The organism is Rhodothermales bacterium, from assembly GCA_017643395.1.
Lineage (GTDB): Bacteria > Bacteroidota > Rhodothermia > Rhodothermales > UBA10348 > JABDJZ01.
Genome location: JAEPNP010000001.1, coordinates 1,446,760 through 1,471,431, shown reverse-complemented (window position 1 = coordinate 1,471,431; position 24,672 = coordinate 1,446,760). Strand labels below are relative to the sequence as shown.

Annotated in this window: 20 protein-coding genes; 10 read left to right on the top strand and 10 right to left on the bottom strand. The window is 63.9% G+C overall.

The genetic code is table 11. The annotated features are described in order from the left end of the window. The 3 genes from JJ896_05880 to JJ896_05870 form a co-directional block, all read right to left on the bottom strand. Positions 1 to 3,141 carry a TAT-variant-translocated molybdopterin oxidoreductase gene (locus tag JJ896_05880; protein MBO6779161.1) on the bottom strand — a complete coding sequence of 1,047 codons (3,141 nt, stop codon included), beginning with the start codon at positions 3,139 to 3,141 and terminating at the stop codon, positions 1 to 3. A gap of 15 nt (positions 3,142 to 3,156) precedes the next feature. Beyond that, positions 3,157 to 3,804 (bottom strand): cytochrome c3 family protein, encoded by a 648-nt coding sequence (locus JJ896_05875; protein MBO6779160.1) that lies wholly within the window; start codon positions 3,802 to 3,804, stop codon positions 3,157 to 3,159. Between the two features lie 94 nt (positions 3,805 to 3,898). Continuing rightward, a complete protein-coding gene (locus tag JJ896_05870; GenBank protein ID MBO6779159.1) occupies positions 3,899 to 5,299 on the bottom strand; it encodes an MATE family efflux transporter in 1,401 nt (466 codons plus the stop codon). Between the two features lie 74 nt (positions 5,300 to 5,373). Between JJ896_05870 and JJ896_05865 the strand changes: the two genes are divergently transcribed. The 7 genes from JJ896_05865 to JJ896_05835 all read left to right on the top strand — a co-directional run bounded on the left by JJ896_05865 (position 5,374) and on the right by JJ896_05835 (position 14,437). Continuing rightward, positions 5,374 to 7,419 (top strand): glycosyltransferase, encoded by a 2,046-nt coding sequence (locus JJ896_05865; protein MBO6779158.1) that lies wholly within the window; start codon positions 5,374 to 5,376, stop codon positions 7,417 to 7,419. 22 nt (positions 7,420 to 7,441) lie between these two features. After that, positions 7,442 to 8,458, top strand: a complete 1,017-nt coding sequence (locus tag JJ896_05860) for an acetyl-CoA carboxylase carboxyltransferase subunit alpha (GenBank protein MBO6779157.1) — start codon at positions 7,442 to 7,444, stop codon at positions 8,456 to 8,458. After that, positions 8,458 to 8,868: an acyl-CoA thioesterase gene (locus JJ896_05855; GenBank protein ID MBO6779156.1), complete on the top strand. Its 411-nt coding sequence runs from the start codon at positions 8,458 to 8,460 to the stop codon at positions 8,866 to 8,868. Before JJ896_05860 ends, JJ896_05855 begins: the two co-directional genes overlap by 1 nt. Continuing rightward, on the top strand, positions 8,865 to 9,776 hold the full coding sequence (nadC, locus tag JJ896_05850; protein ID MBO6779155.1) for a carboxylating nicotinate-nucleotide diphosphorylase: 912 nt from the start codon (positions 8,865 to 8,867) through the stop codon (positions 9,774 to 9,776). The genes JJ896_05855 and nadC overlap by 4 nt, the downstream gene beginning before the upstream one ends. Positions 9,777 to 9,805: 29 nt before the next feature. Further along, positions 9,806 to 11,212, top strand: a complete 1,407-nt coding sequence (locus JJ896_05845; GenBank protein MBO6779154.1) for an undecaprenyl-phosphate glucose phosphotransferase — start codon at positions 9,806 to 9,808, stop codon at positions 11,210 to 11,212. Between the two features lie 99 nt (positions 11,213 to 11,311). Continuing rightward, entirely contained in the window at positions 11,312 to 13,201 is a 1,890-nt protein-coding gene (locus JJ896_05840; protein ID MBO6779153.1) for an ABC-F family ATP-binding cassette domain-containing protein, read from the top strand. 57 nt (positions 13,202 to 13,258) lie between these two features. Further along, positions 13,259 to 14,437 (top strand): FG-GAP repeat protein, encoded by a 1,179-nt coding sequence (locus JJ896_05835; protein MBO6779152.1) that lies wholly within the window; start codon positions 13,259 to 13,261, stop codon positions 14,435 to 14,437. Here JJ896_05835 and msrA read toward each other — a convergent pair. Then, entirely contained in the window at positions 14,434 to 14,916 is a 483-nt protein-coding gene (gene msrA, locus JJ896_05830; GenBank protein ID MBO6779151.1) for a peptide-methionine (S)-S-oxide reductase MsrA, read from the bottom strand. The two genes, JJ896_05835 and msrA, sit on opposite strands and share 4 nt — an antisense overlap. Next, a complete protein-coding gene (locus tag JJ896_05825) occupies positions 14,913 to 15,275 on the bottom strand; it encodes a methionine-R-sulfoxide reductase (protein ID MBO6779150.1) in 363 nt (120 codons plus the stop codon). Before JJ896_05825 ends, msrA begins: the two co-directional genes overlap by 4 nt. A 348-nt stretch (positions 15,276 to 15,623) precedes the next feature. On the opposite strand from JJ896_05825, the gene JJ896_05820 reads away from it, so the two are divergent. Next, positions 15,624 to 18,038: a T9SS type A sorting domain-containing protein gene (locus JJ896_05820; GenBank protein ID MBO6779149.1), complete on the top strand. Its 2,415-nt coding sequence runs from the start codon at positions 15,624 to 15,626 to the stop codon at positions 18,036 to 18,038. Positions 18,039 to 18,052: 14 nt separating this feature from the next. Here the strand turns inward: JJ896_05820 and JJ896_05815 are convergent, their stop codons facing one another. Then, the gene (locus JJ896_05815) at positions 18,053 to 18,328 is read right to left on the bottom strand and encodes a hypothetical protein (protein MBO6779148.1); all 276 of its coding nucleotides are present in this window, start codon (positions 18,326 to 18,328) and stop codon (positions 18,053 to 18,055) included. A gap of 107 nt (positions 18,329 to 18,435) precedes the next feature. Between JJ896_05815 and JJ896_05810 the strand changes: the two genes are divergently transcribed. Together JJ896_05810 and JJ896_05805 are read left to right on the top strand one after the other, a co-directional pair. Continuing rightward, positions 18,436 to 20,190, top strand: coding sequence for a T9SS type A sorting domain-containing protein (locus JJ896_05810; GenBank protein ID MBO6779147.1), 1,755 nt, complete (start codon positions 18,436 to 18,438; stop codon positions 20,188 to 20,190). Next, entirely contained in the window at positions 20,187 to 21,899 is a 1,713-nt protein-coding gene (locus JJ896_05805) for a T9SS type A sorting domain-containing protein (GenBank protein MBO6779146.1), read from the top strand. Before JJ896_05810 ends, JJ896_05805 begins: the two co-directional genes overlap by 4 nt. A gap of 21 nt (positions 21,900 to 21,920) precedes the next feature. On the opposite strand, the gene JJ896_05800 is transcribed toward JJ896_05805, so the two are convergent. From JJ896_05800 to JJ896_05785, 4 genes are read right to left on the bottom strand one after another with little or no spacing between them, the layout of a single operon-like run. Beyond that, positions 21,921 to 23,057, bottom strand: coding sequence for a sorbosone dehydrogenase family protein (locus JJ896_05800; protein MBO6779145.1), 1,137 nt, complete (start codon positions 23,055 to 23,057; stop codon positions 21,921 to 21,923). After that, a complete protein-coding gene (locus JJ896_05795) occupies positions 23,044 to 23,439 on the bottom strand; it encodes a TM2 domain-containing protein (protein ID MBO6779144.1) in 396 nt (131 codons plus the stop codon). Before JJ896_05795 ends, JJ896_05800 begins: the two co-directional genes overlap by 14 nt. Next, entirely contained in the window at positions 23,439 to 23,732 is a 294-nt protein-coding gene (locus JJ896_05790; GenBank protein ID MBO6779143.1) for a DUF2752 domain-containing protein, read from the bottom strand. The genes JJ896_05795 and JJ896_05790 overlap by 1 nt, the downstream gene beginning before the upstream one ends. Next, on the bottom strand, positions 23,729 to 24,538 hold the full coding sequence (locus JJ896_05785) for a hypothetical protein (protein MBO6779142.1): 810 nt from the start codon (positions 24,536 to 24,538) through the stop codon (positions 23,729 to 23,731). The genes JJ896_05790 and JJ896_05785 overlap by 4 nt, the downstream gene beginning before the upstream one ends. Between the last annotated feature and the right edge of the window lie 134 nt (positions 24,539 to 24,672).

Here is a 24,672-nt window from a genome sequence, read left to right as displayed (position 1 = left end):
TTATTCGGACTCGGCGGGTGCGGATGCAGCCGACGCGAGCGTGGTGTTGGGGTTGCGGAGGCGACCGAGGTAGCTGGTGCGTGGCTTGACGCTCAGCTCTGCCAGCAGCTCGTAGCGACGGGGGTTGGCCCGGTCCTGCACCACCTTGCTGGTGGGGTCGTTCAGATCGCCGAACGAGATCGCGTGACTCGGGCACGCCTGCTGGCAGGCCGTGACCACGTCTCCGTCGCGAATCTCGCGGCCTTCGACGTTCACCTGGCGATTGACCTCGCGAATGCGCTGGATGCAGTAGGAGCACTTCTCCATCACGCCGCGGCTGCGAACCGTCACATTCGGGTTCTGCGCCATGTGCAGCGATTCGGGAAGCGTCTTGCTCCAGTTGTAGTAGTTGAAGCGGCGCACCTTGTAGGGGCAGTTGTTCGCGCAGTAGCGCGTGCCGATGCACCGGTTGTAGATCATCTGGTTGGTGCCGTCCGGGCTGTGCACCGTGGCGGCAACCGGGCAGACCGACTCACACGGCGCATTCTCGCAGTGCATGCACGGTACCGGCTGCTGCACCATCTGCAGCTCCCCGGCGCCGTCACCGCCCACGAAATAGCGATCCATGCGGATCCAGCTCATCTCGCGGCCGCGGGCCACCTCATCCTTGCCGACCACCTGAATGTTGTTCTCGGACTGGCAGGCCACCACACAGGCGTTGCAACCCGTGCAGGTGTTGAGGTCGATGACCATGCCCCACTGGTTGGCGTAGTAGGGATTGTCCTTGTACGCGTCCTGTTTGCTGGGGTGGCTGTATTCCCAGAGCGCCGGGTAATCTTCCCAGGCGTACCCGCCGATGGGCTTCGGATCGCCGTCCGCCACGAAGTAGGGATCTGCCTGGTACTCCTCGACCGTCGCCATGCGGAAGAGCCCGCGGCCCATCATCTCGGCGCCTTCGTCGGGCATGGCACCGTGGTCCTGCGTGGTTGCGATCATGTAGTCACTGCCCGCGGCCGCCACGGAGGCGCCAGAGGCAAAGCCCGGGCTCGCCACACTGCGCAGCGGTGCCACGTTGGAGCCGACTCCGTTGGCCACGGCGCCCTGACCATAAATGTCAGTCTCGGCATCCAGATCGAAGAAGATGGGCTCCCGCACGGCACGATCTGTGGCGATGGAGCGGCCATAGCCCATTTCCAGCACCACCGTGTCCTCTGCAGTGCCATGCTGAATCCAGATCGGAATCTCGACGGCGCTGTCTCCCACGGTTACCGTGGCGAGATCGGCGTAGTGCCTTCCCTCGGACAGGTTGACACCCAGGCCGAGCCGCTCCGCCGTGCCGGGACTCATGATCGCCACATTGTCCCAGACAATTTTGGTCGTGGCGTCCGGCAGTTCCTGCAGCCAGGCGTTGTTCGCGAACGAGCCGTCCAATACGGACGATGAGGTCCGGAAGACGACCTCCAGGCCATCGCCCGGCGCCGCGCGCCCCACGCCGGCCAGCGCGCCGGCCAGGCCGGAAGGAGCATCGGAGAAGGATCCGTACGCGGTGCCTTCGGCAAATCCGTCGTGCAGCACTTTGCGCCAGTCCTGCTCGAAGGTGCCTCCGGACGCGAAGCCCTGCCAGGTGGCGCGCACCCGGTCATAGCCGGTGCGATTCTGGCGGTCGGCCAGAAGACCTGACACTTCGATCGGCGAGCGGGCGCCGTCATAGAGCGGGGCAATCAGCGGCTGCACCACCGAAAGCGCACCACCGAAGGAACGTCCGTCGCTCCACGCCTCGAGGTAGTGTGCCATGGGCAGATGCCAGCGGGAGGCGTGCGCCGTTTCATCCTGATAGAGTCCCAGGTGAACCGTCTCCGGCACGCGCTCCATGGCCTCTGCGAATCGCAGCGAGGCGGGCGCGTCGTACACCGGGTTGCAGTCCATCGTGACCAGCATGTCCACGCGACCCGACGCCATGTCCAGCACCAACTGGGCCAGATTCTCAAAGCGTGTGGCCGAACCCGTATTCGGCACGTTCATCAGCGAGACCGTCGTTCCGACCGCACCGAGCATCGCGTTGATGGCCACCGCGATGAGGTGGGCATCGCGCGACTGACCTTCGCCAGCCACGACGACCCCGGCCGAGCCGGCTGCCTGCAGATCGGCCGCTGCGGCCTGCACCCACGGATCGTTGTCGAACTCGCGACCGCCCTCGACGGCGATGCCAAGCGCACGGGCGATTGCGGCGCCCACGCCGGCCACCTGCGATGCCTTGACCGCCTTGTGGTGGTCGGCCATGCCGCCGGTAACCGAGAAGGATGGTTCAGCCACATAGAGGCGGGACATCGAACCCCGCTCCTCCATGCGTCGGCTCGCGGCGAACCCCGAGGCATTGTGCAGTGCGTCAGGCGCCTGCATGCCCAGAAAGTCCGCATCCAGACTCAGAATGACGTCTGCCCGGGAGAAGTTGTACCGGGCCCGCAGGGACTGCCCGTAGGCCAGCTGCAGCGCAGCTGCGGCCTGATCAGACCCGGACGCGTCGTACTCGATCCAGCGGCCGCCCGCCGCCTGGATCGCCCGTCGCTGGGCCGCCAGGGTCATCGAAGACGAGGGTGCCGCCAGCACGGCAACACGGGAGGATGCCGGACGCGAAGCGACAAAGTTGACGAAGTCGTCAAAGGTCGCCCCATCCCCATCGCGCATCACCGTCTTGGAGCGGTCCGGATCATACAGCCCCAGCAGGCTCGCCTGCTCGAACACGCCGGAACTGCCCGAAGACTCGGGATGCTCGGGGTTGCCCTCGATCTTGGTGGGCCGACCGTCCGTGCTCTCCACCAGAATGGGGCGGAGCGCGCCGCGAAACTCCATGCCGGACGCGTACTGCATCGGCACGCCGGGGATGGTGTCCTCCGGCCTGCGGGAGAACGGCATGATGTGCTCGATGGGCTTGCGGCAGCCGGCAAGGCCCGCAAGCGCCATGGACGCACCCATAATGTGCAGAAACCCGCGGCGGGTGGTCTGTCCCGGGCTTCCGGCGGCCTCGGGCATAAGCTCCGAGCCGGTGAACGCCTGGTATTCCTCAGAACCCTGCAGCTGTTCGACGCTGCGCCAGAACCGCGTGCGCGGTGACGACGCGTCCGAATCGCGTTCGGAGTTCTGCAGTACGGGAAGCTCGATCATCTTCCGATGCGTCGTCTAGTAGTGACAGGCCGAACAGTTCGTCGGCGGCTGGATATTCTCGATGCGGATGCGCTCCATGTTGCGCTCCACGAAGTCGGCCGGTTGCACGTAGCCCATCGTGGTGATCTCGTCATTCGGGCGCAGGTACAGCTCCGGTTGGCGGTGGCACTCGATGCACCATCCCATCGACAGCGGCTCAACCAGCTCGACGACCTCCATCTGATCGATGCGGCCGTGACAGGTCTGGCAGCCCACCCCGTTCTTGATGTGCACGTTGTGCGCAAAATGCGCGTAGTCCGGCAGTTGGTGGACCTTCACCCACGGAATCGACGCCCCGGTTGCCCAACTCTCCCGCACCGGAAGCAGCTTCAGGCTTTCCGTGCGAATCTGGTTGTGGCAGTTCATGCAGGTCTGCGTGGCGGGCACATTGGAGTGCGCCGCATTCTCCACCTGCGAGTGGCAGTACTGGCAATTGACACCAAGCTCACCCGCGTGCAGCCGGTGACTGAAGGCTACGGGCTGCTCGGGCGCATACCCGACATCCGTGTACTCCGGGCTGAAGTAGTACCAAACGAAGGCAATGGCGAAGATGCCGATTCCCGACACCAGCACAAGGCTCAGCGTCGGTAGCACATTCGCGCTTCGGGGAAAGATCTGAGGCATCGGTCAGGCCGGAGGCCCGGGCTAGGTGCACTGTAAGTCGTCGAACCTAACACCTGAGCTGTGAGGTTGGCGAGGTGGTCGGTTGAATAATAAGTCAAGCGACCCCGTGAGGCGCGTTTTCGGACGATGGGTCTGGCAGCGGAATCCGGCCTTGCGACAGACGGCGAAATCGCGCAATCAGCAGCACCGCAGCCACCGCGAGACCGGCGACCAGACCCCACCACAGACCCGGCCCTCCAAGGCCGGCCCGGAATCCCAGCAGGTAGCCGGACGCCAGGCCCACGCCGAGATAGGAAACCAGCGCGATGAGCATGGGCACCGTGGTGTCCTTGTACCCGCGCAACGCACCGGCCGCCGAGACCTGCAGACCGTCGGCCACCTGAAATACGGCCGCCACGGAAAGCAGCGAAACCGCTACCGTGATCACCTGTGCATTGGCAGGATCCGAGAGGTCCAGGTAGATGCCGATGACAAATCGGGGCGCGGTCCAGAACAACACGGCGGCAGCGGCCATGATGGCCGCCGAGAGCCCCATGGCTGTGTAGCCGGCCCGCTGCGCGCCCTCAAGGTCTCCCCTGCCGGCCGCCTGCCCAACACGAACCGTGGCAGCCATCCCGATTCCCAGCGGAATCATGAAGGTGAATGCGGCGCACTGAATGGCGACTTGATGGGCTGCCAGCGATGTGGTGCTGATCCAGCCCATCATGAGCAGCGTGACCATGAACAGGGTAGTCTCGACGCCGAACGATGCACCGATGGGCCAGCCAATGCGAAACAGCCGCCGGAAGTAGGCCGGATCCGGACGACGGAGTCGACTGAAAATGTGGTAGACCCGGAACTGCCGCTGGGAACCAATGAATGCGGCAAGGAGGAAGAAATCCGTCCAGTGCACCACCGTCGAGGCCCAGCCCGTGCCGACCAGTCCCATCGCCGGAAACCCGAGGTGCCCATACATGAACGCCCAGTTGGCCAGCACGTTGAGTCCCACACCGAAGAATGCGATGACCGTGACGGCGCGCGGCCTGGAGACGCCCTCGATGAAGCTGCGCAGCGCCACAAACCCGAGAAAGGGAAAGGCCGACCACATGATGGCGCGCAGGTAGGAGCCGGCCATGGCTGCCGTTTCGGGCGCCTGTCCCGCCGCAAGAAGCAGCGGCTCGGCATTCCAGTAGATGGTCATTACCACGACGGCCATCACCAGCGCTAGCCACATGCCCTGCCGCACGCTGCGGCCTATGGCATCCTCATCCTGCGCGCCGAACGCCTGGGACACCATGGGTCCCACCGCCATCACAATGCCCATCGCCATCACAATGGCCGTGAAATAGACCGTATTGCCGAGGGCGATACCGGCCAGGTATTCCGGGCCAAGTCGGCCGACCATGATGGTATCCACGAAGCTCAGCGAGATGTGCGCGAGCTGCGTGAGTACGATGGGTCCCGCGAGCACAACGGTGGCGGCGAGTTCCCTGCGATATGCCTGGGCGGCGGACACGGCGCGATGATACGGCGGGCGGTACGCACGGGCTTGCCGTATCCGGAGGAAGCCTGCCCGTATCTTCGGCCGCGTTGACTGCATCTGAGCCCATATCACACGATGCGACCACTCCCGACCTGTCGGTGGTGATCGTGAACTACAACGTGCGGGAGTTCCTGGAGCAGGCCCTGCAGTCGGTCCGCAGGGCTTCGCGCGACTTGCGGGTCGAAGTGTTTGTCGTGGACAACAACTCGGTGGATGGCTCGGTGCCCATGGTGCGGGAGCGATTTCCGGAGGTCAACCTTATTGCCAACGACCGCAACGTGGGATTCGGGGTGGCCAACAACATGGCCCTGGAGCAGGCCCGAGGCCGCTACCTTCTGATTCTGAACCCGGATACCATTGTTCAGGAGGACACGTTCGTGCGGCTGGTGGCCTTCATGGACGAGCGCCCCGAGGCGGGTGCGGTGGGTTGCCAGATTCTCAATCCGGACGGCACGTTTGCCCCGGAAAGCCGGCGGGCGTTCCCTACACCGCAGGTCGGCTTCTACAGGATGACCGGACTGGCCCGCCTGTTTCCAGGCAGTCCCCGTTTTGCCCGGTACAACATGACGTTTCTGCCCCGCGACGAGGTCGCCGAGGTTGACGCGTTGTCCGGCTCCTGCATGCTGGTGCGGACCGCCGCCTTGCGCGGCGACGAACAGCACGCCAGGGTGGGCTACTTCGACGAGGACTTCTTCATGTACGGCGAAGACCTCGACCTGTGCTTCCGCATCCAGCGGGCTGGCTGGAAGATCTATTACACGCCCGACACGCAGATCATTCACTACAAGGGCGAGAGCACCAAGAAGGGAGAGATCCGGTACGTGCGCCTGTTCTACGGCGCGATGGTGCTCTTTGCGCGCAAGCACCTTCAGTCGCGCTATTCCCGGCTGTTCGCCGGCCTGCTGCAAGGAGCAATCATGGTGCGGGCTGGATTCTCCCTGCTCTCCCGAGGACTTTCGCGGCTTTCGGCACCTGCGGTCGACTTTGCGCTGGTGTTCGGCACCGTGGTGCTGCTGGCCTGGCTACGGTCCCGGCAACTCGACGCTCCGCTCTCCACGCTGTACCTGACGGCCGTCGCGCCGGCCTACGCCATCGGCACCATCGCCGGCGTATTTCTGGCAGGCGGCTACCGGCAGGCAAGCCGGCATCGCACGCGGCCTGCCTTTGTGGGCGTGCTCCTGGGCTTTCTGGTGGTGTCGGCGGCGTCCTTCCTGGCCAAGGAGATTGCATTCTCCCGCGCGGTGGTTCTGGCCGGCGTACCGGTTTCCATCACGCTGCTGGCCGGATGGCGTCTGCTTTGGACGACGCGCCGCACACCGGGCCGCCGCGCCATTGTAGTCGGCGAACGCCACGAGGCCGAGCGGCTGGCGGGCCTCATCCGCTCGCATCCCCGCCCGCCCTTCCAGCTGGACGGCTACGTGGAGCCGGATGAGAATGTCGCGGCTCCCGGCGAGCATTCCGGTGCCGGGCTTCACCTGCTCGGCGCACCGCATCACCTCAGGGATCTGGTACGATTGCACCAGGTGGACGATGTGGTCTTTGCCGTGAAAAACGTCACGAATCAGGCCATCATGGGCATGATGCAGGACCTGCGCGATCTGCCTGTCCAGTTCCGCATGCTCGGTGAAAACCGGTCCCATGTAATCGGCAAGTCCTCGGTGTCCGAGCTCGGTCTGCCGGACTGGCAGGAGTCGCTCTCGGAGGCCGTTCGGCTGCGCAGCCTCAGCAGCCGCAAGGGGTTCGAGATCCCGGTCATGCTGCTCCTTGTACTGCTGTCCCCGCTCTTCCTGGTGGTCCGTCTGTTTGCAGGACCCGACAGTGGCGCGGCCCGCCTCGTACGTGCCGCAAGCCGATTTCCGGCGGTGTTGAGCGGCCGTGAGGACCTGGTAGGCCTGGATCCAAAGCACAGTGGCCTCGTACCGAGCGACTGGAGGCTTAAACCGGCGCCTTTCAACGTGGTGCAATTGCTGCACGCGGGCGCCGGCTCGGAGCCGGAAGAGGCCGACATCATCCGGGCCTACTGGTACTACGTGACCCATCAATCCGCCGGTCTCGACGCAGAGGTTATATTTCGCGTCCTGGCGGAACGGTAACACCCACCTTCGCAACCCACCTATGGCGAAGCCGCAAAACCATGTCCTGGAATTCGAGCGCCCTCTGCTGGAGCTCGAATCCAAGCTCGAAGAGATGCGCGCCCTGCGCGGCGATGAGCCGTCGGAGGACCTGAATCAGGCCATCGGCAAGCTGGAAGCCCGGGTCCATGAGCTCCGGCAATCCATCTACAAAAACCTCACTCGTTGGCAGCGCGTGCAGATTGCCCGGCATCCCCTCCGGCCCTATTCGCTGGATCACATTCATGCCTGGACGGAAGGGTTCCAGGAATTGCACGGAGACCGCCTGTTTGCAGATGATCCGGCCATGGTGGCCGGTCTTGCGACGTTCAAGGGCGGTCGGTACGGCTACAAGGACCGGACTGCAGTGGTCGTGGGCCAACAGAAGGGTCGGGACACCAAGATGCGGAAGTATCGACGCTTCGGCATGTCCAATCCGGAAGGCTACCGCAAGGCCCTGCGCCTGATGCGCATGGCAGCGAAGTTCAACAAGCCTGTCATCTGCCTGCTGGACACGCCGGGGGCGTTTCCGGGTATGGAGGCGGAAGAACGCGGACAGGCCGAGGCCATCGCCCGGAATCTGTTCGAGATGGCCCGCCTGCCGGTACCGATCGTGGTTGTCGTGATCGGTGAAGGGGCCTCGGGCGGTGCACTCGGCATCGGCGTCGGGGACCGCATTCTCATGATGGAGAATGCCTGGTACTCCGTCATTTCGCCGGAGAGCTGCAGCTCCATTCTCTGGCGCTCTTGGGACTACAAGGAAGAGGCCGCTCGCGGCCTGAAACTGACGGCCCCGGACCTCAAGCCGCTCCGCATCATCGACGACATCATTCCCGAGCCGCTGGGAGGCGCTCACCACGACCCGGAGACGGCGTTCGCGGCCACCGGAAAGGCCATCGCCAAAGCCCTGGCTGAACTGGACGGTGTGGCCCCGGACGTGCTCCTCGAACAGCGACTCGCCAAGTTCGACGCCATGGGCGTGTTCGAAGCGGTCGAGTCGGTGGAAGCCCTCGCCGGTTGATGCCTGAATTTCGGATGTCCCGCCGGGTGCGCTATCGCGAGTGCGACCCGATGGGCGTGGTATACCACACGCACTACCTGGACTGGTTCGAGGAGGCCCGCACGGAGGCTCTCCGTGAACTGGGGCTGCCCTATGTGGAATTGGAGGAGAGTGGCATCATCATGCCGGTCGTCGACCTCGGGGTGCGCTATCACCGGCCTGTGCGGTATGACGACCTGGTTCAGATCGTCACTCGCATGGACGACGCCCCCCCGCGAACGCGGGTTCGCTTCGACTACGAGGTCAGGAGTGGCGACACCGTCTGTGTGACGGCACATGTGACGCTCTGCTTTGTAGACGTGGAGCGATCCCGCCCGGTCACTGCGCCGGGCCGGGTGAAAGCCGTATTCGAGAAACTGCGTACCGCATGACGAGCGCCGTCACCACCTTGCCTCCCTACCTCACTGTCCAGGACATCGATGCCGTCGTGCGTCGAGGCCTGCTCGAGGACGTCGGTGCCGGAGATGTGACCACGCTGGCCACGATTGACCCGGAACGGCGAGCGGAAGCCGTGGTGATCGCCAAGGACCACGGCGTTGTCGCGGGCCTGTTGGTGGCTGAGCGTGTATTCGCGGCACTGCCGGGTCCGGTCTCCCTCGCCTGGGAGGTCGAAGACGGCCAGCGTGTGGCGCCCGGGCAGTTGATTGGGCGCCTGACGGGGAACGCCCGCTCGATTCTCGAAGGCGAACGGTTGGCGCTCAATCTCATGCAACGCCTGGGCGGCATCGCCACGGCGACCGCCCGCATGGTGGAGGCCGCGGGGGGACGCGCGCGCATACTGGACACACGCAAGACTGCGCCGGGCCTTCGCACGCTGGACAAGTGGGCGGTGCTGCTTGGTGGCGGCACCAATCACCGCGTGGGCCTGCACGACATGATCCTTATCAAGGACAATCACATCGCCGCCTGTGGGGGCGTACGTCAGGCCGTCGAAGCGGCCAATCGTTTTCGTGTGCAGGAGGGCCGCGATGAGCTGGAGATCGAGCTCGAGGTGCGCACCGACCTCGAGCTGGCCGAGCTCCTGGAGGTCGGCGGGGTGGAGCGCGTATTGCTGGACAACATGGTCAGCGTCGACGAGGACGGCACGGTGCACACGTCCCGCCTGCAGGCGGCTGTGGAGCGAGTCGGGGGCACGTTTCTAACGGAGGCGTCCGGAAACGTCACGCTGGCAACCGTACCGGCCATCGCGGCAACCGGGGTCGACTTCATATCCTCTGGCGCGCTGACCCACTCGGTCCGAGCCCTGGACATTTCCCTGAAGGTGACCCTGAGCGCATAGGCTACCACCCCTAACAAGCCGTATTTGCCATGTTGCAGGAACAGAGCCGGCTATTCCAGCGCCTGCTGTTCTTCGCGGATCTGGTCCTGGTTGCCCTCGGGTGGATTCTGGCCTACTACATCCGGTTCGAGCTCTTTCTGGTGCTCGACTTCCTGCCGCCACCGGAGTGGCAGCCTTTCGAGCGCTACCTCGGTTTTCTCCCGGGGGTGCTCCTGGTTTCGATGGCGGTCTTCTGGGGCACGGGCCTGTACATCCCCGACCGCGCCCAGAAGTGGACGCGCCTGGTGACTGGAGTCGTGAAGTCGGTGACCTTCGGCGTCCTGCTGCTGGCCGCATCGCTGTCCTTCTACCGGGCCTTCTACTTCTCCCGGCTGCACATGGCGATTTTCGCATCGCTCACGCCTGCCATGATGCTGGCGCTCCGGCTGGGGCTGCTCTACAGCCTGCGCCGGGCCCGCGCCCAGGGCAAGTATCGGCGGCGGGTGTTGATTGTGGGCGCCGGAGAGGTCGGGCGACGACTGAAGGGCGCGTTTGAGCAGTACCCCTGGATGGGCTTTGAACTGCACGGGTTCCTGGACGACACCAAGACCGGTCCGGAGATTCTGGGCACCACCACGGAGGCCATTCGGGTGCTCGACGAGGCCGAATTAGCCGACACGCCCATCGACTATGTGTATCTGGCGTTGCCGCTATCGGCCTCGGACCGCATCGAACAGATACTCAGCGCGGTATCCACCCGCCTGGCACACGTGTTTCTGGTGCCGGACCTGTTCCAGTTCGACATCCTGAACTCTCGGGTCACCGACGTGGACGGGCTTCCGGTGATTCACATTATCGACGAGGCGCCGCTGGACTTCCCCCGGGCTGTGAAGCGCCTGATCGACGTCGTGTTCTCGGCGACTTTCCTGATTGTGACCTCTCCCCTGCTGCTGCTGATAGCGATCGCCGTCAAGCTGTCCAGCCCGGGACCCGTGCTGTACAAACAGGAGCGCATGGGTCTGAACGGGCAGCGCTTCAACATCCTGAAGTTCCGGTCGATGCCGGTGCAGGCTGAGGCCCAGACCGGCGCGGTGTGGGCCAAACCTGGCGAGGACCGTGCGACCCGCGTCGGGGCCTTCCTGCGGCGCACATCGCTCGACGAACTCCCGCAATTCATCAACGTCTTGCGGGGAGAGATGTCCGTAGTCGGACCCCGGCCGGAGCGACCCGTGTTTATCGACTCGTTCCGGGACCGCGTGCCCAAGTACATGCTGCGGCACAAGATGAAAGCCGGCATCACCGGCTGGGCGCAGGTCAACGGGTGGCGCGGCGACACCTCCATCGAGAAGCGCATCGAACACGACATTTTCTACATCCAGCACTGGTCGCTGAAGCTGGACATCAAAATCATGCTGATGACGGTGTTCACCGGATTCGTGAACAAGAACGCGTACTGAGCCATCATTCAGCTGCACGGCATATCGCTGGCCTTCGGCGGAAGGCAGATTTTCGATGGGCTCTCGTGGACCATCAAGGATGGGCGCCGCATCGGTCTTGTGGGTCCAAACGGCGCCGGCAAGACGACCCTGCTCAAGGTTCTGACCGGTCAGCAGGACATCGACGGCGGCTCGATCCAGCTGGGCGGCTCGACGCTGGGATATCTCCGGCAGGAAGTCGAAGAATCGCCCGACAACCAGACGGTTATCGAAGAGGCGTTGACCGCGTTTGAGAACGTGGAGCAGCTGGAAGCGCGTGAGAAGGAGATCCTGCGCGCGCTGGAGACCGAAACGGACCATACGACCGAACGCTACGCGCGGCTTCTGCATGATCTGGATGATGTGCACACGGCGCTGCATGCGGCCGATGCGCACACAGCCCGGCCGCGCGCCGAGACGGTGCTCCTGGGCCTTGGATTTGAGGTCGATGACCTCGAGCGCCCCCTGACTACGTTTTCCGGTGGCTGGCGCATGCGCGTGGCGCTGGCGCGGCTCCTGCTCAAGGCCCCGGACGTGCTGTTGCTTGACGAGCCGACCAACCACCTGGATATCGATTCGATTGCCTGGCTGGAGGGCTATCTGAAGGCGTACGCCGGCACGATCGTGATCGTGTCGCACGACCGCTATGTGCTGGACCGCCTGGTCACGACCACCGCCGAGCTTGCCCACGGCCGCGTCAACGAATTCGCCGGCAACTACTCGTTTTACCTGACCGAGCGCGTGGCGCAGCGCGAGATTCAGCGCGCAGCCTTCGTGAACCAGCAGAAGATGATCGCCGAGACAGAGCGCTTCATCGAACGATTCCGGTACAAGAATACCAAGGCTACGCAGGTTCAGAGCCGGGTCAAGCAGTTGGAGAAGCTGGAGCGCATTCCTGAACCCGAAGGCGATGCGGCCTCGATTTCGTTCCGCTTCCCCAGCCCGACGCGATCGGCGCGCAGTGTGGTGTCCCTCTCCACATTCACCAAGGTGTACGAGACGGACGAAGGTTCAGTAGAGGTTTTCCGCGACGCCGATCCGCTCACCGTAGAGCGGGGCCACAAGATTGCCCTCATCGGCCGAAACGGTGCCGGCAAGTCCACGCTCGCGCGCATGATGGGCGGCACCGAGCCGTTTGAGGGAGAGCGCCGCGTAGGGCGAGACGTGGACATCAACTTCTTTGCCCAGCACACAGCCGACACGCTTGACCCTGCCGATACCGTGCTGGAGGCCGTGCAGCGCGCCGCGCGGGGGCAGACTGAAACGGAGCTGCGGTCCATACTGGGTGCCTTTCTCTTCCGAGGGGAAGATGTGTTCAAGCCGGTTCGAGTGCTTTCCGGCGGGGAACGCAGCCGCGTGGCGCTCGCCAAGACCCTGGTGCAGCCCGCCAACTTCCTGATCCTGGACGAGCCCACAAACCACCTGGACATCCGGTCCATCGAGGTGCTGATCGAGGCGATGCAGCAGTACTCCGGCACGTTCGCCGTGGTCAGTCACGACCGGCATTTCCTGGACCAGGTCGCTACGGTCGTCTGGCGCGTGGAGGACGGAGGCGTGCACGTGTACCCGGGCACCTATTCCGAGTACCGCTGGCGCATGGAGCAGCAGAAGGATCGACCACCAGAGCCGCCACCGAAGCCGAAGGCCCGCAAGCCCAAAAAGAAGAAGCCGGAGCCCGAGCCAGTGGTCGAGGCGCCCAAACCAGGCGCTTCTCCGGAGGCGGTCAGCAAGTACGAACGCATGAACACGTTCAACTTGCGTCGTCTACACGAAAAGACGGAGGCGTCCATCATGGAGGCCGAGGAACGCAAGAGCGACCTGGAGACCCGTCTCGGTGATCCGTCGCTCTACGCGGACGAATCGGCGTCTCAGGAAGCCACTCGCGCGTATGATGCCGTGCGCGAAGACCTTGAGGCCCTGTATGAGAAGTGGGAATCCCTGTCGGAAGTGCTGGGCAGCCGCAAGCGGTAAGTCTCCTGCCCGGTCTTCCGTCTCGCAGCGGGCACGGTGCTTGCAATCCGTAGCGGCATGAGATTGCACGCACGCTTTGCCCGAATCTGCGCTGTCGCCGTGTTGGCCCTTTCTGCGGCCGGTCCGGTCCAGGGACAGATTCAGCGCCTGCCACCCGCAGATACAACCACGGCCAATTTCTTCGGCAGCGCCGTGGCACTGGACGGCGAGCGCCTGCTGGTGGGCTCTTCCGGCTCCGACACCTGCGGCCCGAACTCGGGCGCCGCCTTCGTCTATGAGCTTCAGCCGAACGGCACCTGGGCCAAAACCGCCCACCTGGAAGCCGCCGACTGCGAACCAGGCGAGTTCTTTGGGCGCGCGGTCGCCCTGGAAGCGGACGTCGCCGTCGTCACCTCATTTGTGCCCACGCCTTTTGCCGCGCGCTCCAACGCGGTCTATGTGTTCGAACTTGATGAGTACGGTTCCTGGCGGCAGGCCGCACGACTGACCGATCCCGTGCCGGCGGAGGACGGACCGTTCGCCGCCTCCGTGTCCATCGACTCGGGTCGTATCCTGGTGACGAGCACCGGCGACACCGCGTCCGGAAGGTTTGGTGGCACTGCATCGCTCTTTGCACGCAACAGCTCCGGACGATGGGCTCCGGAGGCCCGCTTCTCCGCCCCGCACGATGCGCGATTCGGCGTGTTCGGCACCTCCGCCTCCCTGGACGGGGACCGCGCCGTAGTCACGGCGTCCACCTACGGACTGGGTGCGCCCGGCAGCGCGCACGTGTTTGAAGAGCGGGGTGGCCGCTGGGTTCGCACGACACGCATCGACGGGGTCGACGACTACTTCATTCCGGTGCAGCTGGACGGTGCCCGCCTCGTCATGGGCCAGACGCGAGACGGATCCGGACGTGCGGTCATTTACGAGCTGCGGGATGAGGCCTGGGTCGAGGCCGCGGAGCTTCGGCCCTCTTCGCCGTATCCCGGCGGCGGTTTCGGCTCCGCAGTCGCGCTGTCCGGTGACACCGCAGCCGTCGTCGGATTCGACGAGCAGCTGAAACTGGAGTTCAACATCGACCGGGTCGTGTTCGTGTTCCGACGCCAGGAAGACGGCACCTGGAAACAGACGCGCATCGTGGATGTCGGCGAGGTGTACTTCGGTGCCGCGCTCGACCTGGAGGGTGATACGGCCGTCATAGGCCGAGCTTCCGACGAAGAAGCCGGGGGCGTCTACGTCGCTACGGTCTTCTAGAACAGCTTTCGGTACCCGTGGCAGTACGGCACGCCACCGGTCTTGCTGTAGTAATCCTGATGGTAGTCCTCGGCCGGCCAGAACTTCTGGGCGGCGGTCACTTCGGTGGCCACCTTCAGGCCTTTGCCCTCCAGCTCCCCGATGAGCTTACGGGCGATGGACTCCTGCTCGGAATCCAGATAGAAAATGGCTGAACGGTACTGCGTGCCGATGTCGGGGCCCTGCCGATCCACCTGCGTGGGGTCGTGGGTCTCGAAAAAGATCCGGGCCAGCGTTTCGTAGTCGGTACGCTCAGGGTCGTAGACCACTTCCGTGGTTTCCGCATGACCCGTCCGGCCGGTGCAGACCTCCCGGTACGTCGGATCGTCCTGGTGGCCTCCTGTGTAGCCGACACGGGTGGACAACACGCCGTCCACCTGTTTCAGGAAGTACTCGGTGCCCCAGAAGCACCCGGATGCGAACAGTGCTCGGGCAGTCATTCGGTTTCGGCAGGCTTGAAGTCCAGGCTGAGTGAGTTCACGCAGTGGCGCGTGTTCTTCGGGGTGAAACGCTCTCCTTCGAACACATGGCCCAGGTGACCACCACAGTTTGCACAGACGATCTCCACGCGGCGCCCGTCCGCGTCGGGCAGGCGGCGCACGGCTCCCGGGATCTCGTCATCGAACGACGGCCACCCGCAGTGAGAGTCGAACTTGTCGTCGCTCCGATACAGCGGCGTGTCGCATTGGCGGCACACGTAGGTGCCGTCCTCTTTGTGGCGATAGTATTGTCCCGAGAACGGGGCCTCGGTGCCTTTGTGAAGGAGGATGTACTCCTCTTCCGGCGTCAGCGGTCTCATGGGTCGTCCGGCTGTGGATGTGCTGAAATCCACCTGTCTCGAAAGGTTTCCCGCGCCGGACGCGTCGCGGCTCCGCCTGTCGAGCGGCCAAGGATCTGCGGAGGCCGCGCGAGGACAGGCGGCTTGCGTCGGCACCGCCATCCGGGCCAAACCGGGCAACGAGGGCCGAATTGGGGGTCGAACCGCCCCCATGTGTACCACCATTGGGCCCGCGAGGCCTACGGTTGATGCGTGGCGGCCCTTCCGGACGCAAGGTTTTGGCCGATACTGTCGGCGTTCCCGAACAGCGAAGTGCGAACCAGATTCCCGCCTTCGCGTCGCATACTGGTCTCCCATCCGCCCTGCCACATGTTCAAGGCACGTTTCCTACTTCTCTTTTCCGCGATTCTTGTCTCCACGGCGACCGCCCAGGAGCTCCCGGTCCACACCACCGGAATGCAGCTTCACGCTTCAGACAAGGCGTCGAACGGCACCATCCACCTGACGCACATCCTGGCCAATAGTGCACAGGGCCGGGAATCGCTGCGGCGGTACCACACAGCACAAAAGCAGGGCATCTCCCTGGCGCCGGCCCGCGGGGCCGAAGCCATAGGCTCGGTAGTCGGCTTTCAGGTGTTCAACTACGAGCGCAGTGCCTACGACACGATTGAGTTCACGCTGAAGGTCGAGGCCTCCACCTTCAACATCTGGGTTGAAACCGCGGAGCTGGACAACGGCCGGGTTGACGATGCCAAAATCGAGGCCCTGCGCGTGGCACTGGAAGACTCCACGCCGTCGGCATCCTTTGACCCGAGCAAGGGTGTCATTGAGCTGGATGAGTTGGTGTTCGGGGCGCCCACGGACGTGGACCAGAGCGGCAAGTCGGACGTGCTTGTGCTCGACATCCGCGACGGCTTCGATCCCGCCCAGGGCGGATCCTCCATTCAGGGTTTTGTGGATCCGAACAACCTGTCCGGCCTGAACATGCGCGACATGCTCATGCTCGACACGTTCCCCAGCCTGCGGGAAGGGAACGACCCCAACAACCTTTACCTCACAGCAGCCCACGAATACCAGCACCTGATTCGCTTTGCGTATGACCCGGGTGAGCTCACGTTCGTGGACGAGGGTCTCTCCGAGTGGGCCGAGGTCATGACCGGATTCGGGCCGCGGCGAAATACCTATTGGTCCGATGTCACCGAACTCCGACGTCCGCTGCTCAGCTGGCGCGGCTCGCTGGAGCCGGGCGTCGATTTTGATTACCAGCGGGCGGGATTGCTCACGAACTACATCGCCCAGCGCATCGGCGTACTGAAGACTGGTTCGATTACCCGCGCGAGTGCCTCCGGGGCGTCAGGCTATGCCACGGTGCTTTCCGCGGAAGGTATCGACCTGGAGCAGCTGATTGCGGAGTACCACATCACCAACACGGTCAACGACGCAACCGTCAATCCGCTGTACAGCCAGGGAGTCTGGTTCCCCGGCGTGGACGCCACCGCCCAGGTGGAATACGACGGTACATCGCGCAATGCGGCGAACGTGACCGCCAACGGGCAGGGCAGCAACCCTGCGGCTCTGGAACCGGGCAGCGTGGTCTATCACCGCTGGAATGACGTGAGCGACTTCACGATCGAGGCCGACGCGATGGACGGCGCGGGACCAGCATCTTCCATGCGGGAACGCCTTCGTGCTTTTCTGGTGGCCAACCCCGCCAACGATCAGAAGACGGTCGTGCCAGTGGAACTGGGCGGAGAACCGGTGACGCTCACCGGCGCGTATTCAGACGTCACTCTCGTAATGGGCCATGTGGACCTCACACTGCCCGGCGGGTTCAATTCCAGTTTCGCTCCGTTTCAGTACACGAGCGCCTGGACCGAAGGCACGCTTGGCGCGAACACGGTGAGCACGACCTACGATGACGGAAACGTTGTGCTCATTGACGACAACACGGTAGACGCCTGGCCATTCAGCGGTACCGGTACCGTGAGCGAGTCCTCCTCGATTGCGAGCTCCTTCGAAATTCCGGACAACGGGGTCTTGACCAAAGTGCAGGTTTCGAACTTCTACGCGTCCTACTTCGACACGCAGGTACCCGCCGACCCGCGGGACTACACCTTGAAAGTCCACCGGCCCGACCCGGTCACCGGCGCTCCGGGAGAGGTCGTGGTGGAGCTGGTTCGGGAGGATTCATCGCCACCCCCGTCGATCCCGGGGCTGGCCTTCGACGAAGTGGACCTGACCTCCTTCAGCTCGGATCTCGCCGGCCTTTCGGGCACCCTTCTCGTCTCCGTTTCGAATGCGGGGTCGGACGCAAACACATTGGTAGTGCCGCTTTCGGTGTGGGCGGGAGCCCCTGCAGACAATCCCAGCTGGTTCTTCCTGAACTTCAGCAACGGCACGCAGTGGGCGAACTTCGCCAACATCAATGCCGGAGGCCAGGCCCGCTTTGAGGACCGCGTTGCGGCGATCCGGGCGTCGTTCTCCGTCAGCACATCGACCGATGTCGAGCCGACCTTGCCGGATGCCTTTGTGCTGGAGCAGAACTACCCCAATCCGTTCAACCCGGCGACCTCGATTGCCTTCCATCTGCCCCGCGCCACGCAGACGCGTCTGGCCGTCTACGACCTGCTGGGCCGCAACGTGGCTGTCCTGGTCGATGGGCTCGTGCCGGCCGGCCGACACGAGGTGCCGTTTGACGCGTCAACTCTGGCCAGTGGTGTCTATCTGTACGCCCTCGACGTGGGTGGCGAGCGGCCGACGCGCTCGATGCTGCTGATGAAGTAGGGCCTTCTGCGCGCCTACCGCATCACCCTCGAGAGACTGCCTACGGTCAGCACCGCGAACGGACGGCCGTTCCAGTCTCCCAGCGAAACGGTGCCCCGCACGCGCTGAACGCTGGGGTTGACCATGCCGCTCCGTTGCTCGGTGGTGAGCTCCAGCTTGTACCAATTGCCTTCCGGCGTCTCAAGAATGACGGCCGTAAACGGCTCATTCCCCCGCACGGTAACCGTGCCTTCCACTTCGATCTCCTGCACGGTTGCCACGGTCTCCTGGCTGGCACATCCTGTGGACATGCCCACGAGCGGTAGAAGGGTTAGGAGTAGAGCAGTTCGGAGTGGACTTTGCATCGGGGACCTGAGACAATTCAGCGCGTAGACGCTGCCGGAGACGCAATAGTTCTATGTATAAAAATCAGCTTTTGACCGCGTTCGCGGTTCTGATGCTGCTCACCGTGGTGGACGCTCGTGGGCAGCATGCAGGACATGACCTTCCGGGTCATGTTTGTGGCACGGACGCCACTTCCCCCGAGGCCCTGGAGGCGCTCGCAAACTTTCGACAGGCGCGGGAACGCGGCGATCTGGCAATAGCCCGCAAGTCCGCCTCCCCGCCGGACATCGGCGACCAGCGGCCGTTCAAGGTGAGCGAGGATAGTTGGGTGGAGATGGACTTTGAGCTCATCGACAAGGAAGACGGCCTGTATTACCTCTGGGCCGAAGTCGGAGAAATCGCCTCAGGCCGCATCACCGCAGATGTGATCGCCGAGCTTCGCTCGGCCCTCGTTGAGTCGACGCCAGGCAGCATCATCAACGAAAATGCCGGTGTCATCGCAAACAATGAGGCCGTGCTCGGTCCCCCGCCGGACTATGACGGCGATGGGGTCACTGACGTGCTCATGTACGACATCGATCCGGGCAGTGACGGCGGCAGCTTCGTGGCCGGCTACGTGCACTCGGCAGACATCAACCCGAACGCGTCGCCGGGGATCGGCAACCAGGCCGACATCCTTTATCTGGACAGCAACCAGGGCATTCGGAACGGGACTACCCCGGGCACCGCGGCTCACGAGTACGCTCACCTCATTCATTTCGCCACCGGGTTCGACAATCAGACCTTCATCTCGGAAGGCATCGCCGAATACCTGACGATTGTGAACGGCCTCGGACGTTCCCGGTACGGCTTCCTCGGCATCACGGAGGAGACGGAAAAGCCGCTCTTCTCCTGGGGACAGGGATCGAGTATTGTGCGGGACTACGCCAGGGCGGAGCTTTTCATGCGCTACATCGGTGAGCAATTCTCTCCCGAGACCGTTTCGGCAATTGCCGCCAACCCCTACAAGGGCGCAGACGGCATCGATTCCGTGCTTACCGCCGCGGGCTCCTCGCTGGCTGAGGTCGTAATGAATTACCATGCTGCCAACCTGGTGAATGACGCGCGCCTTGGCGCTGCGTTTGTCTACAGCTCGCAGGTGGAAGCCTCCGGGGCAAGGGCGACTATTCCCGTCACCTATGGAGGCGGATCCGCTGGGGACACACCTCCCTTTGCGGATGGTGAATTGCCGGGTGTGGAAAGCGGAGCCGCGGCCTATTTCGAGTTCAAGAACGTTGCGGATCTGCGCATCTCGTTCGATGCGGCCGCTGCCCCTGTCATCCTGCCGGCTGCCAGAGAGTCCATTGGAGGTCGCATCTTTTTCCAGGATGAGATGGGTACCTGGAGCACGCAGCCCCTGGACCCGCAGGAAGGCGAACAGGTGTTTCCGGGCAACTACTTCAAGGCCCGGGTGGTCGTGGCCAACAAGAAGCCCGGGCGCACCTTCGTGACCCGGTACAACTACGATGCTTCCTGGGCCGCGTTCGGCCAGGCGACACCGACCGAAGACGCTCCGGAACTTCCGAGTCGGGTGGCGCTCGACCAGAACTACCCGAACCCGTTCAATCCGGTCACCAACATCGCATTCAGCCTGCCTCAGTCCACGGATGTGAGGCTGTTCGTCGTGGATCTACTGGGACGTCGCGTGGCGACGGTGGCAGACGGCGCCTTCCCCGCCGGAGAGCACACGGTGCGGTTTAGCGCAGATCGCCTTCCCAGCGGAACGTACCTCTACGTGCTGGAGGCGGCGGGCGAACGTATGACCAAACAGCTGACGCTGCTGAAGTGAGGCACCTGCTCCCGGCGATAGGATTGCTGCTCCTGGTGCAGACGGCCGGCGCTCAGTCGGCGGCGCACCTGTGCGGCAACCTCCTGGGTGCTGAGCGCTTTGCCCCTGCCATCGAGGCCCTCAAAGCGGAGCGAAGGGCGGGAATCGCCCCGGCACGCAAGGGTATGAGCCCGCCGGATATTGGGGACCGGCAGTCCTTCCGGGTCTATTTGTGGTCCAGCAACTCGTGGGCGAACCGGGAATTTGAGCTCCGGGACAAGACGGATCTCTATTACGCGTGGGTGGAGGTGGCCAATCTGGGGCAGATGCAGGATTCGGAGCTCGCAGCCATCCGCGAGGCCATGGTCGTGCGTACCCCGACAGGCTCGATTTCCACCACCCAGGGTGTCATGGCGAACGCGCACGACGTGTTCGGCACACCCCCGGACGTGGATGGGGACGGCATCGTGGACTTCCTGTTCTACGACATCGACAACGCAAACGTGGGCGGGTTCGTGCACCCGTCAGACCTCACCGCGGACCAGCCGGGGAATGGCCGGGATGTGCTGCATCTGGACGTACTGCAGTCCGTGTCGTTCATGCCCAGGCTGATTGCGCACGAGTACGTGCACTTGATCCACTTCAACTACGAGTTTGACCCGGAGACCTTTATCTCCGAGGGGGTCGCGGAGTATGGCATGGTGGTGAACGGCTACACGTCCGACACCTTCGGTTACCTCGCGCTGCCGACCGAGCACAAGCGCGGGCTGTTCTCCTGGCGCGACATCAACGAAGACGGCGTCGGGCGGGATTATGACAGGGGGCGGCTTTTCTTTTCGTACATAGCCGACCAACTCGATCCGAGCCTGCCGGGCGAGGTGGTTCGAAACGAGCGCAAGGGGGCGGCCGGCGTCGACTCGGTGGTGACCCGTGCAGGGCGACCCCTTGCTGCGGTCATCGCAGACTTCCACACCGCCAATCTTGTGGACGATCCAGCGGTCGATGAGCGATTCGGGTATACGCGCTCCTTCAGTGCCCCGCTTGTGGTGACTCCCGATTTCCGCATCGAAACCACGACGGCGGAGACCACACCCGAGGCCAGCCCGGAAGACCGCATTTCGGTCGAAGGCGGCGCCGTGCATTACATCCACTTCGACGAGCTGGCGAACCTGACGCTGGACTTCGACGCCTACGCTCCGCCGGTGGTCGTTGCGATCCAGCCGGGAATCCTGGACGATATCCGGACCCGACTGCGTGGCCGTGTCGTGGCGACGCGTGAAGACGGCTCGCTGGAGTGGCACGACGTACCTCCTTCGCGGCAGAGCTTCAGGTTGACCGGCAACTTCATCGACGTGACACTGATCGTCACCAGTGTCAGCCCGATCAAGGAGGCGCGCTACGCCCTTGATGCCTCATGGGGGGCGTTCGGGTCAGCGAGCACATCTGCCGAGTCAGGCCAGGAGCTGCCCGGCGGCTTCAGCGTCCGGTCCGTCTACCCGAATCCTGCCACCGGATCAGCATCCGTGACCCTTGAGACGGGGCAGGCGACTCCGGTCCGTGTCTACCTGGTGGATGCGTTGGGACGCGAGGTCCGCGAAGTGCACAGGAGCTTGCTCGCGGCCGGCGAGCACGTGTTTCGCATTGATACGAACGGACTGCCTTCAGGGGCCTACCTGCTGGTCGCCGAAGGAACAACGCGACACGCCAAACCAATCACCGTGCTCCGCTGACCAGCGGTCTTCGGCACGACCTCAACCGGTGTAGCTGATCCGGTAAATGCGCCCGCGCTGGTCATCGGAAACCAGCAGGGATCCATCCGGCAGGTGTTCCAGATCCACCGGCCTGCCCCAGTTGTCCTCCCCCTGTAGCCAGCCCTCGGCGAACGGCTCGTACGCAGTGGCCTCGCCGCGCTCGTCCAGGGTCACCATGGTTACCCGGTAGCCAATCTTCTCGGACCGGTTCCAGGAGCCGTGCTCGGCGATGTATGCCCGCCCCCCATAGGCTTCAGGAAACTGCGTGCCGGTATAGAACTCCATGCCCAGCGGCGCCACATGCGGCCCCAGGTTCTGCACGGGCGCGATGAAATCGGAAGGCTGGTGCCCCTCTCCGAATTCCGGGTCAGCGAGGGCATCGCCGTGGAAATGCGGATAACCGAAATGCTGTCCCACCTCCGTCAAACGATTCAATTCGCACGGCGGAAGGTTGTCGCCGAGATGATCGCGCCCGTTGTCCGTGAACCAGAGTTCTCCGGACTCTGGGTGCCAGGTGAACCCGACCGTGTTTCGCACACCGCGGGCTACCACCTCCCTGCCGGACCCGTCCGGATTCATGCGCAGAATCGTCGCGAACGGCTCAGGCTCGTTGCAAATGTTGCAGGGGGCACCAACCGGCACGTACAGCATGTCGTCGGGGCCAAAGGCGATGTACTTCCAGCCGTGGTGGGTCTCGGTAGGCAGATTATCAACGACCACAACCGGATCGGGCGGATTCTCGAGCCGGTTCTCGATGTCGTCGTAGCGCAGGATCCGGGAAACCTCAGCCACATAGAGCGAGCCGTCATGCATGGCGACTCCGTTGGGCATCTGCAGGTCCGCATCGATCTCGAATACCTCGTCAGCCTGGAAATCTCCGTCCTCGTCCCGCACGGCCCAGACACGACCATCCCTCCTGGTCCCGACAAAAAGGGTCCCGTTCTCCGAGAGCGTCATGCTCCGTGCATTGACGACGCCACTGGCGTACACATCGATACGAAAACCGTCCGGAAGCGTGATCTGCGCCAACTCGTCCGGAGTGCCGCCCTCAGGGATGGCCGACGTGACGTCACTGCCGTCCTGGGAGCATCCAGCAAGCAGAAACACGGTCAGAGCCAGGAGGCTACACCTGCTCATCGTCACCTCCGGTGAGTGCCTGGCGCACCGGGAACGCGCCCATCACGATATCGGCGACCTCTTCGGCCTCCTTCTGGTTGAACTGGTACGTCAGTGACTTGTGGTTCACCAGATCGTAGATGGTCCCGACGACACACAGACCGGCCGTGAGGAAGTAGAGCACGCCCATCCAGATCTGCCCGAGATAGAATCGCTGCACGCCGGCCACACTCAGGAGACCCAGCAGGGTCGTGACGAGCGTAATATTGGCCTCCTTGCGTCGCTGGCGATAGACGCGGGCAAACTGTTCGGCCTGCTCTTCATTCATGTCCTTGAACAGGGCGGCGACATGCAGCTGCTCTTCGTCCCGCAGCTCGGGCATGTACTTGATGACTTTTGACATCAGGCTTTCTGTGTGGAAGCCGACCGGATCAGGCCGACGATGTGGGAGGATAGAATCAGAACGGCAGGCACGGCCAGGGGGTGAGCCGCCAAACTTGCTGACACGTGTCCGCGCGCCAGGTAGCCCACGGCGTGCCCCAGGCCACATCCGGGGCAGAAGTCGAGTCCGATGGCGGCCCCCAGATGGTCGAACAGGCACGTCGAAAGCAGCCCGCCACTCGCGGGGTCTGCGGCAGCAACGGCTACAAGACCAGCGGTCCAGAAGCCTGCCTCCAGGATCTTGCGCCCTCTCATCCGGCGGCCTCCTCGAGTAGCGCTACCATGGCCGCGAGTCCGATCTGGCCAGTAGTTCGGAGTCGAACCAGGTGGCCCCCGGCAAGGGCAATCATGCGTTCCTTGGCGTTGTCCCGTTGTCCGCGGTGCGGATCGTCATGCCACGGGCTGTCCAGCTCAAGAAAAAGCTCGGCCCGGAAGTCGTGGGAGGGGTTGAACACAATCAGGTCTACGAGCGCGCGGAAAAACGTTTCGCTCTCCTCGCGGGACAGCATGCCGCGGATTTGATTGAAGTCCAGAGCACTGGACAGTGCTGCGTTGGGGACCACGAGACATCCCGGAAACACACGCCGCGCCGCCTGGAACAGCACCCGCTCCTGCGAAGACCGGAAGACGGATCGCAGCCCTGCTCTGGGAGCCCCGGTCACGTCAGTTATGCGTCCAGCCTCGGTGGAGGCGTCAACGCGGTCCCGCGAACCGAACTGGGCCAGCACGGCCCGGCAGGCTTCCGCCTCCGGCCGAAAGCGCGCGTACCGGGCTGCGCGTTCAGGCAAGGTGCGATTTCGGTTCACCAGGGTTTCTGCGATCAGATCCAGGCCCGAGCCGGAAACGTCCAGGTAGCCGGCGTGCTGCATGAGCAGCGCCTTTTCCAGGTGGTCGTCTCCCGGCTGGGGGCCCTCGCCCGCGAGGGCTCCCAGCAGGGAGTCGACCAGCACGCGCCGGGCTTCGACACTGACGGCGCTGTCGGAGCGGTCGGCGTGCGCTGCGTGCAGCGCACCCGCCCAGTCTCCGGCAGCTACTGCGGTATAGACCTCTTCAGACGACATGAGTGATGAAGCTACCCGGAAGACGGCCCCGGGGGGCTTTCAGATCCCGTGACATCGGCCGAAAATAGTGGTCGCGGCAGACGGCCTCCCGTCGCAGCGTCCATCCGCGCACACGCAACGCACCTTGTCCGCGG

Coding starts and splice junctions, on each gene's coding strand:
- JJ896_05835 (MBO6779152.1), top strand. CDS start 13,259: ATGAGATTGCACGCACGCTTTGCCCGAATCTGCGCTGTCGCCGTGTTG.
- JJ896_05875 (MBO6779160.1), bottom strand. CDS start 3,804: ATGCCTCAGATCTTTCCCCGAAGCGCGAATGTGCTACCGACGCTGAGC.
- JJ896_05860 (MBO6779157.1), top strand. CDS start 7,442: ATGGCGAAGCCGCAAAACCATGTCCTGGAATTCGAGCGCCCTCTGCTG.
- msrA (MBO6779151.1), bottom strand. CDS start 14,916: ATGACTGCCCGAGCACTGTTCGCATCCGGGTGCTTCTGGGGCACCGAG.
- JJ896_05785 (MBO6779142.1), bottom strand. CDS start 24,538: ATGTCGTCTGAAGAGGTCTATACCGCAGTAGCTGCCGGAGACTGGGCG.
- JJ896_05855 (MBO6779156.1), top strand. CDS start 8,458: ATGCCTGAATTTCGGATGTCCCGCCGGGTGCGCTATCGCGAGTGCGAC.
- JJ896_05820 (MBO6779149.1), top strand. CDS start 15,624: ATGTTCAAGGCACGTTTCCTACTTCTCTTTTCCGCGATTCTTGTCTCC.
- JJ896_05790 (MBO6779143.1), bottom strand. CDS start 23,732: ATGAGAGGGCGCAAGATCCTGGAGGCAGGCTTCTGGACCGCTGGTCTT.
- JJ896_05815 (MBO6779148.1), bottom strand. CDS start 18,328: ATGTCCACAGGATGTGCCAGCCAGGAGACCGTGGCAACCGTGCAGGAG.
- JJ896_05825 (MBO6779150.1), bottom strand. CDS start 15,275: ATGAGACCGCTGACGCCGGAAGAGGAGTACATCCTCCTTCACAAAGGC.
- nadC (MBO6779155.1), top strand. CDS start 8,865: ATGACGAGCGCCGTCACCACCTTGCCTCCCTACCTCACTGTCCAGGAC.
- JJ896_05810 (MBO6779147.1), top strand. CDS start 18,436: ATGTATAAAAATCAGCTTTTGACCGCGTTCGCGGTTCTGATGCTGCTC.
- JJ896_05845 (MBO6779154.1), top strand. CDS start 9,806: ATGTTGCAGGAACAGAGCCGGCTATTCCAGCGCCTGCTGTTCTTCGCG.
- JJ896_05795 (MBO6779144.1), bottom strand. CDS start 23,439: ATGTCAAAAGTCATCAAGTACATGCCCGAGCTGCGGGACGAAGAGCAG.
- JJ896_05880 (MBO6779161.1), bottom strand. CDS start 3,141: ATGATCGAGCTTCCCGTACTGCAGAACTCCGAACGCGATTCGGACGCG.
- JJ896_05800 (MBO6779145.1), bottom strand. CDS start 23,057: ATGAGCAGGTGTAGCCTCCTGGCTCTGACCGTGTTTCTGCTTGCTGGA.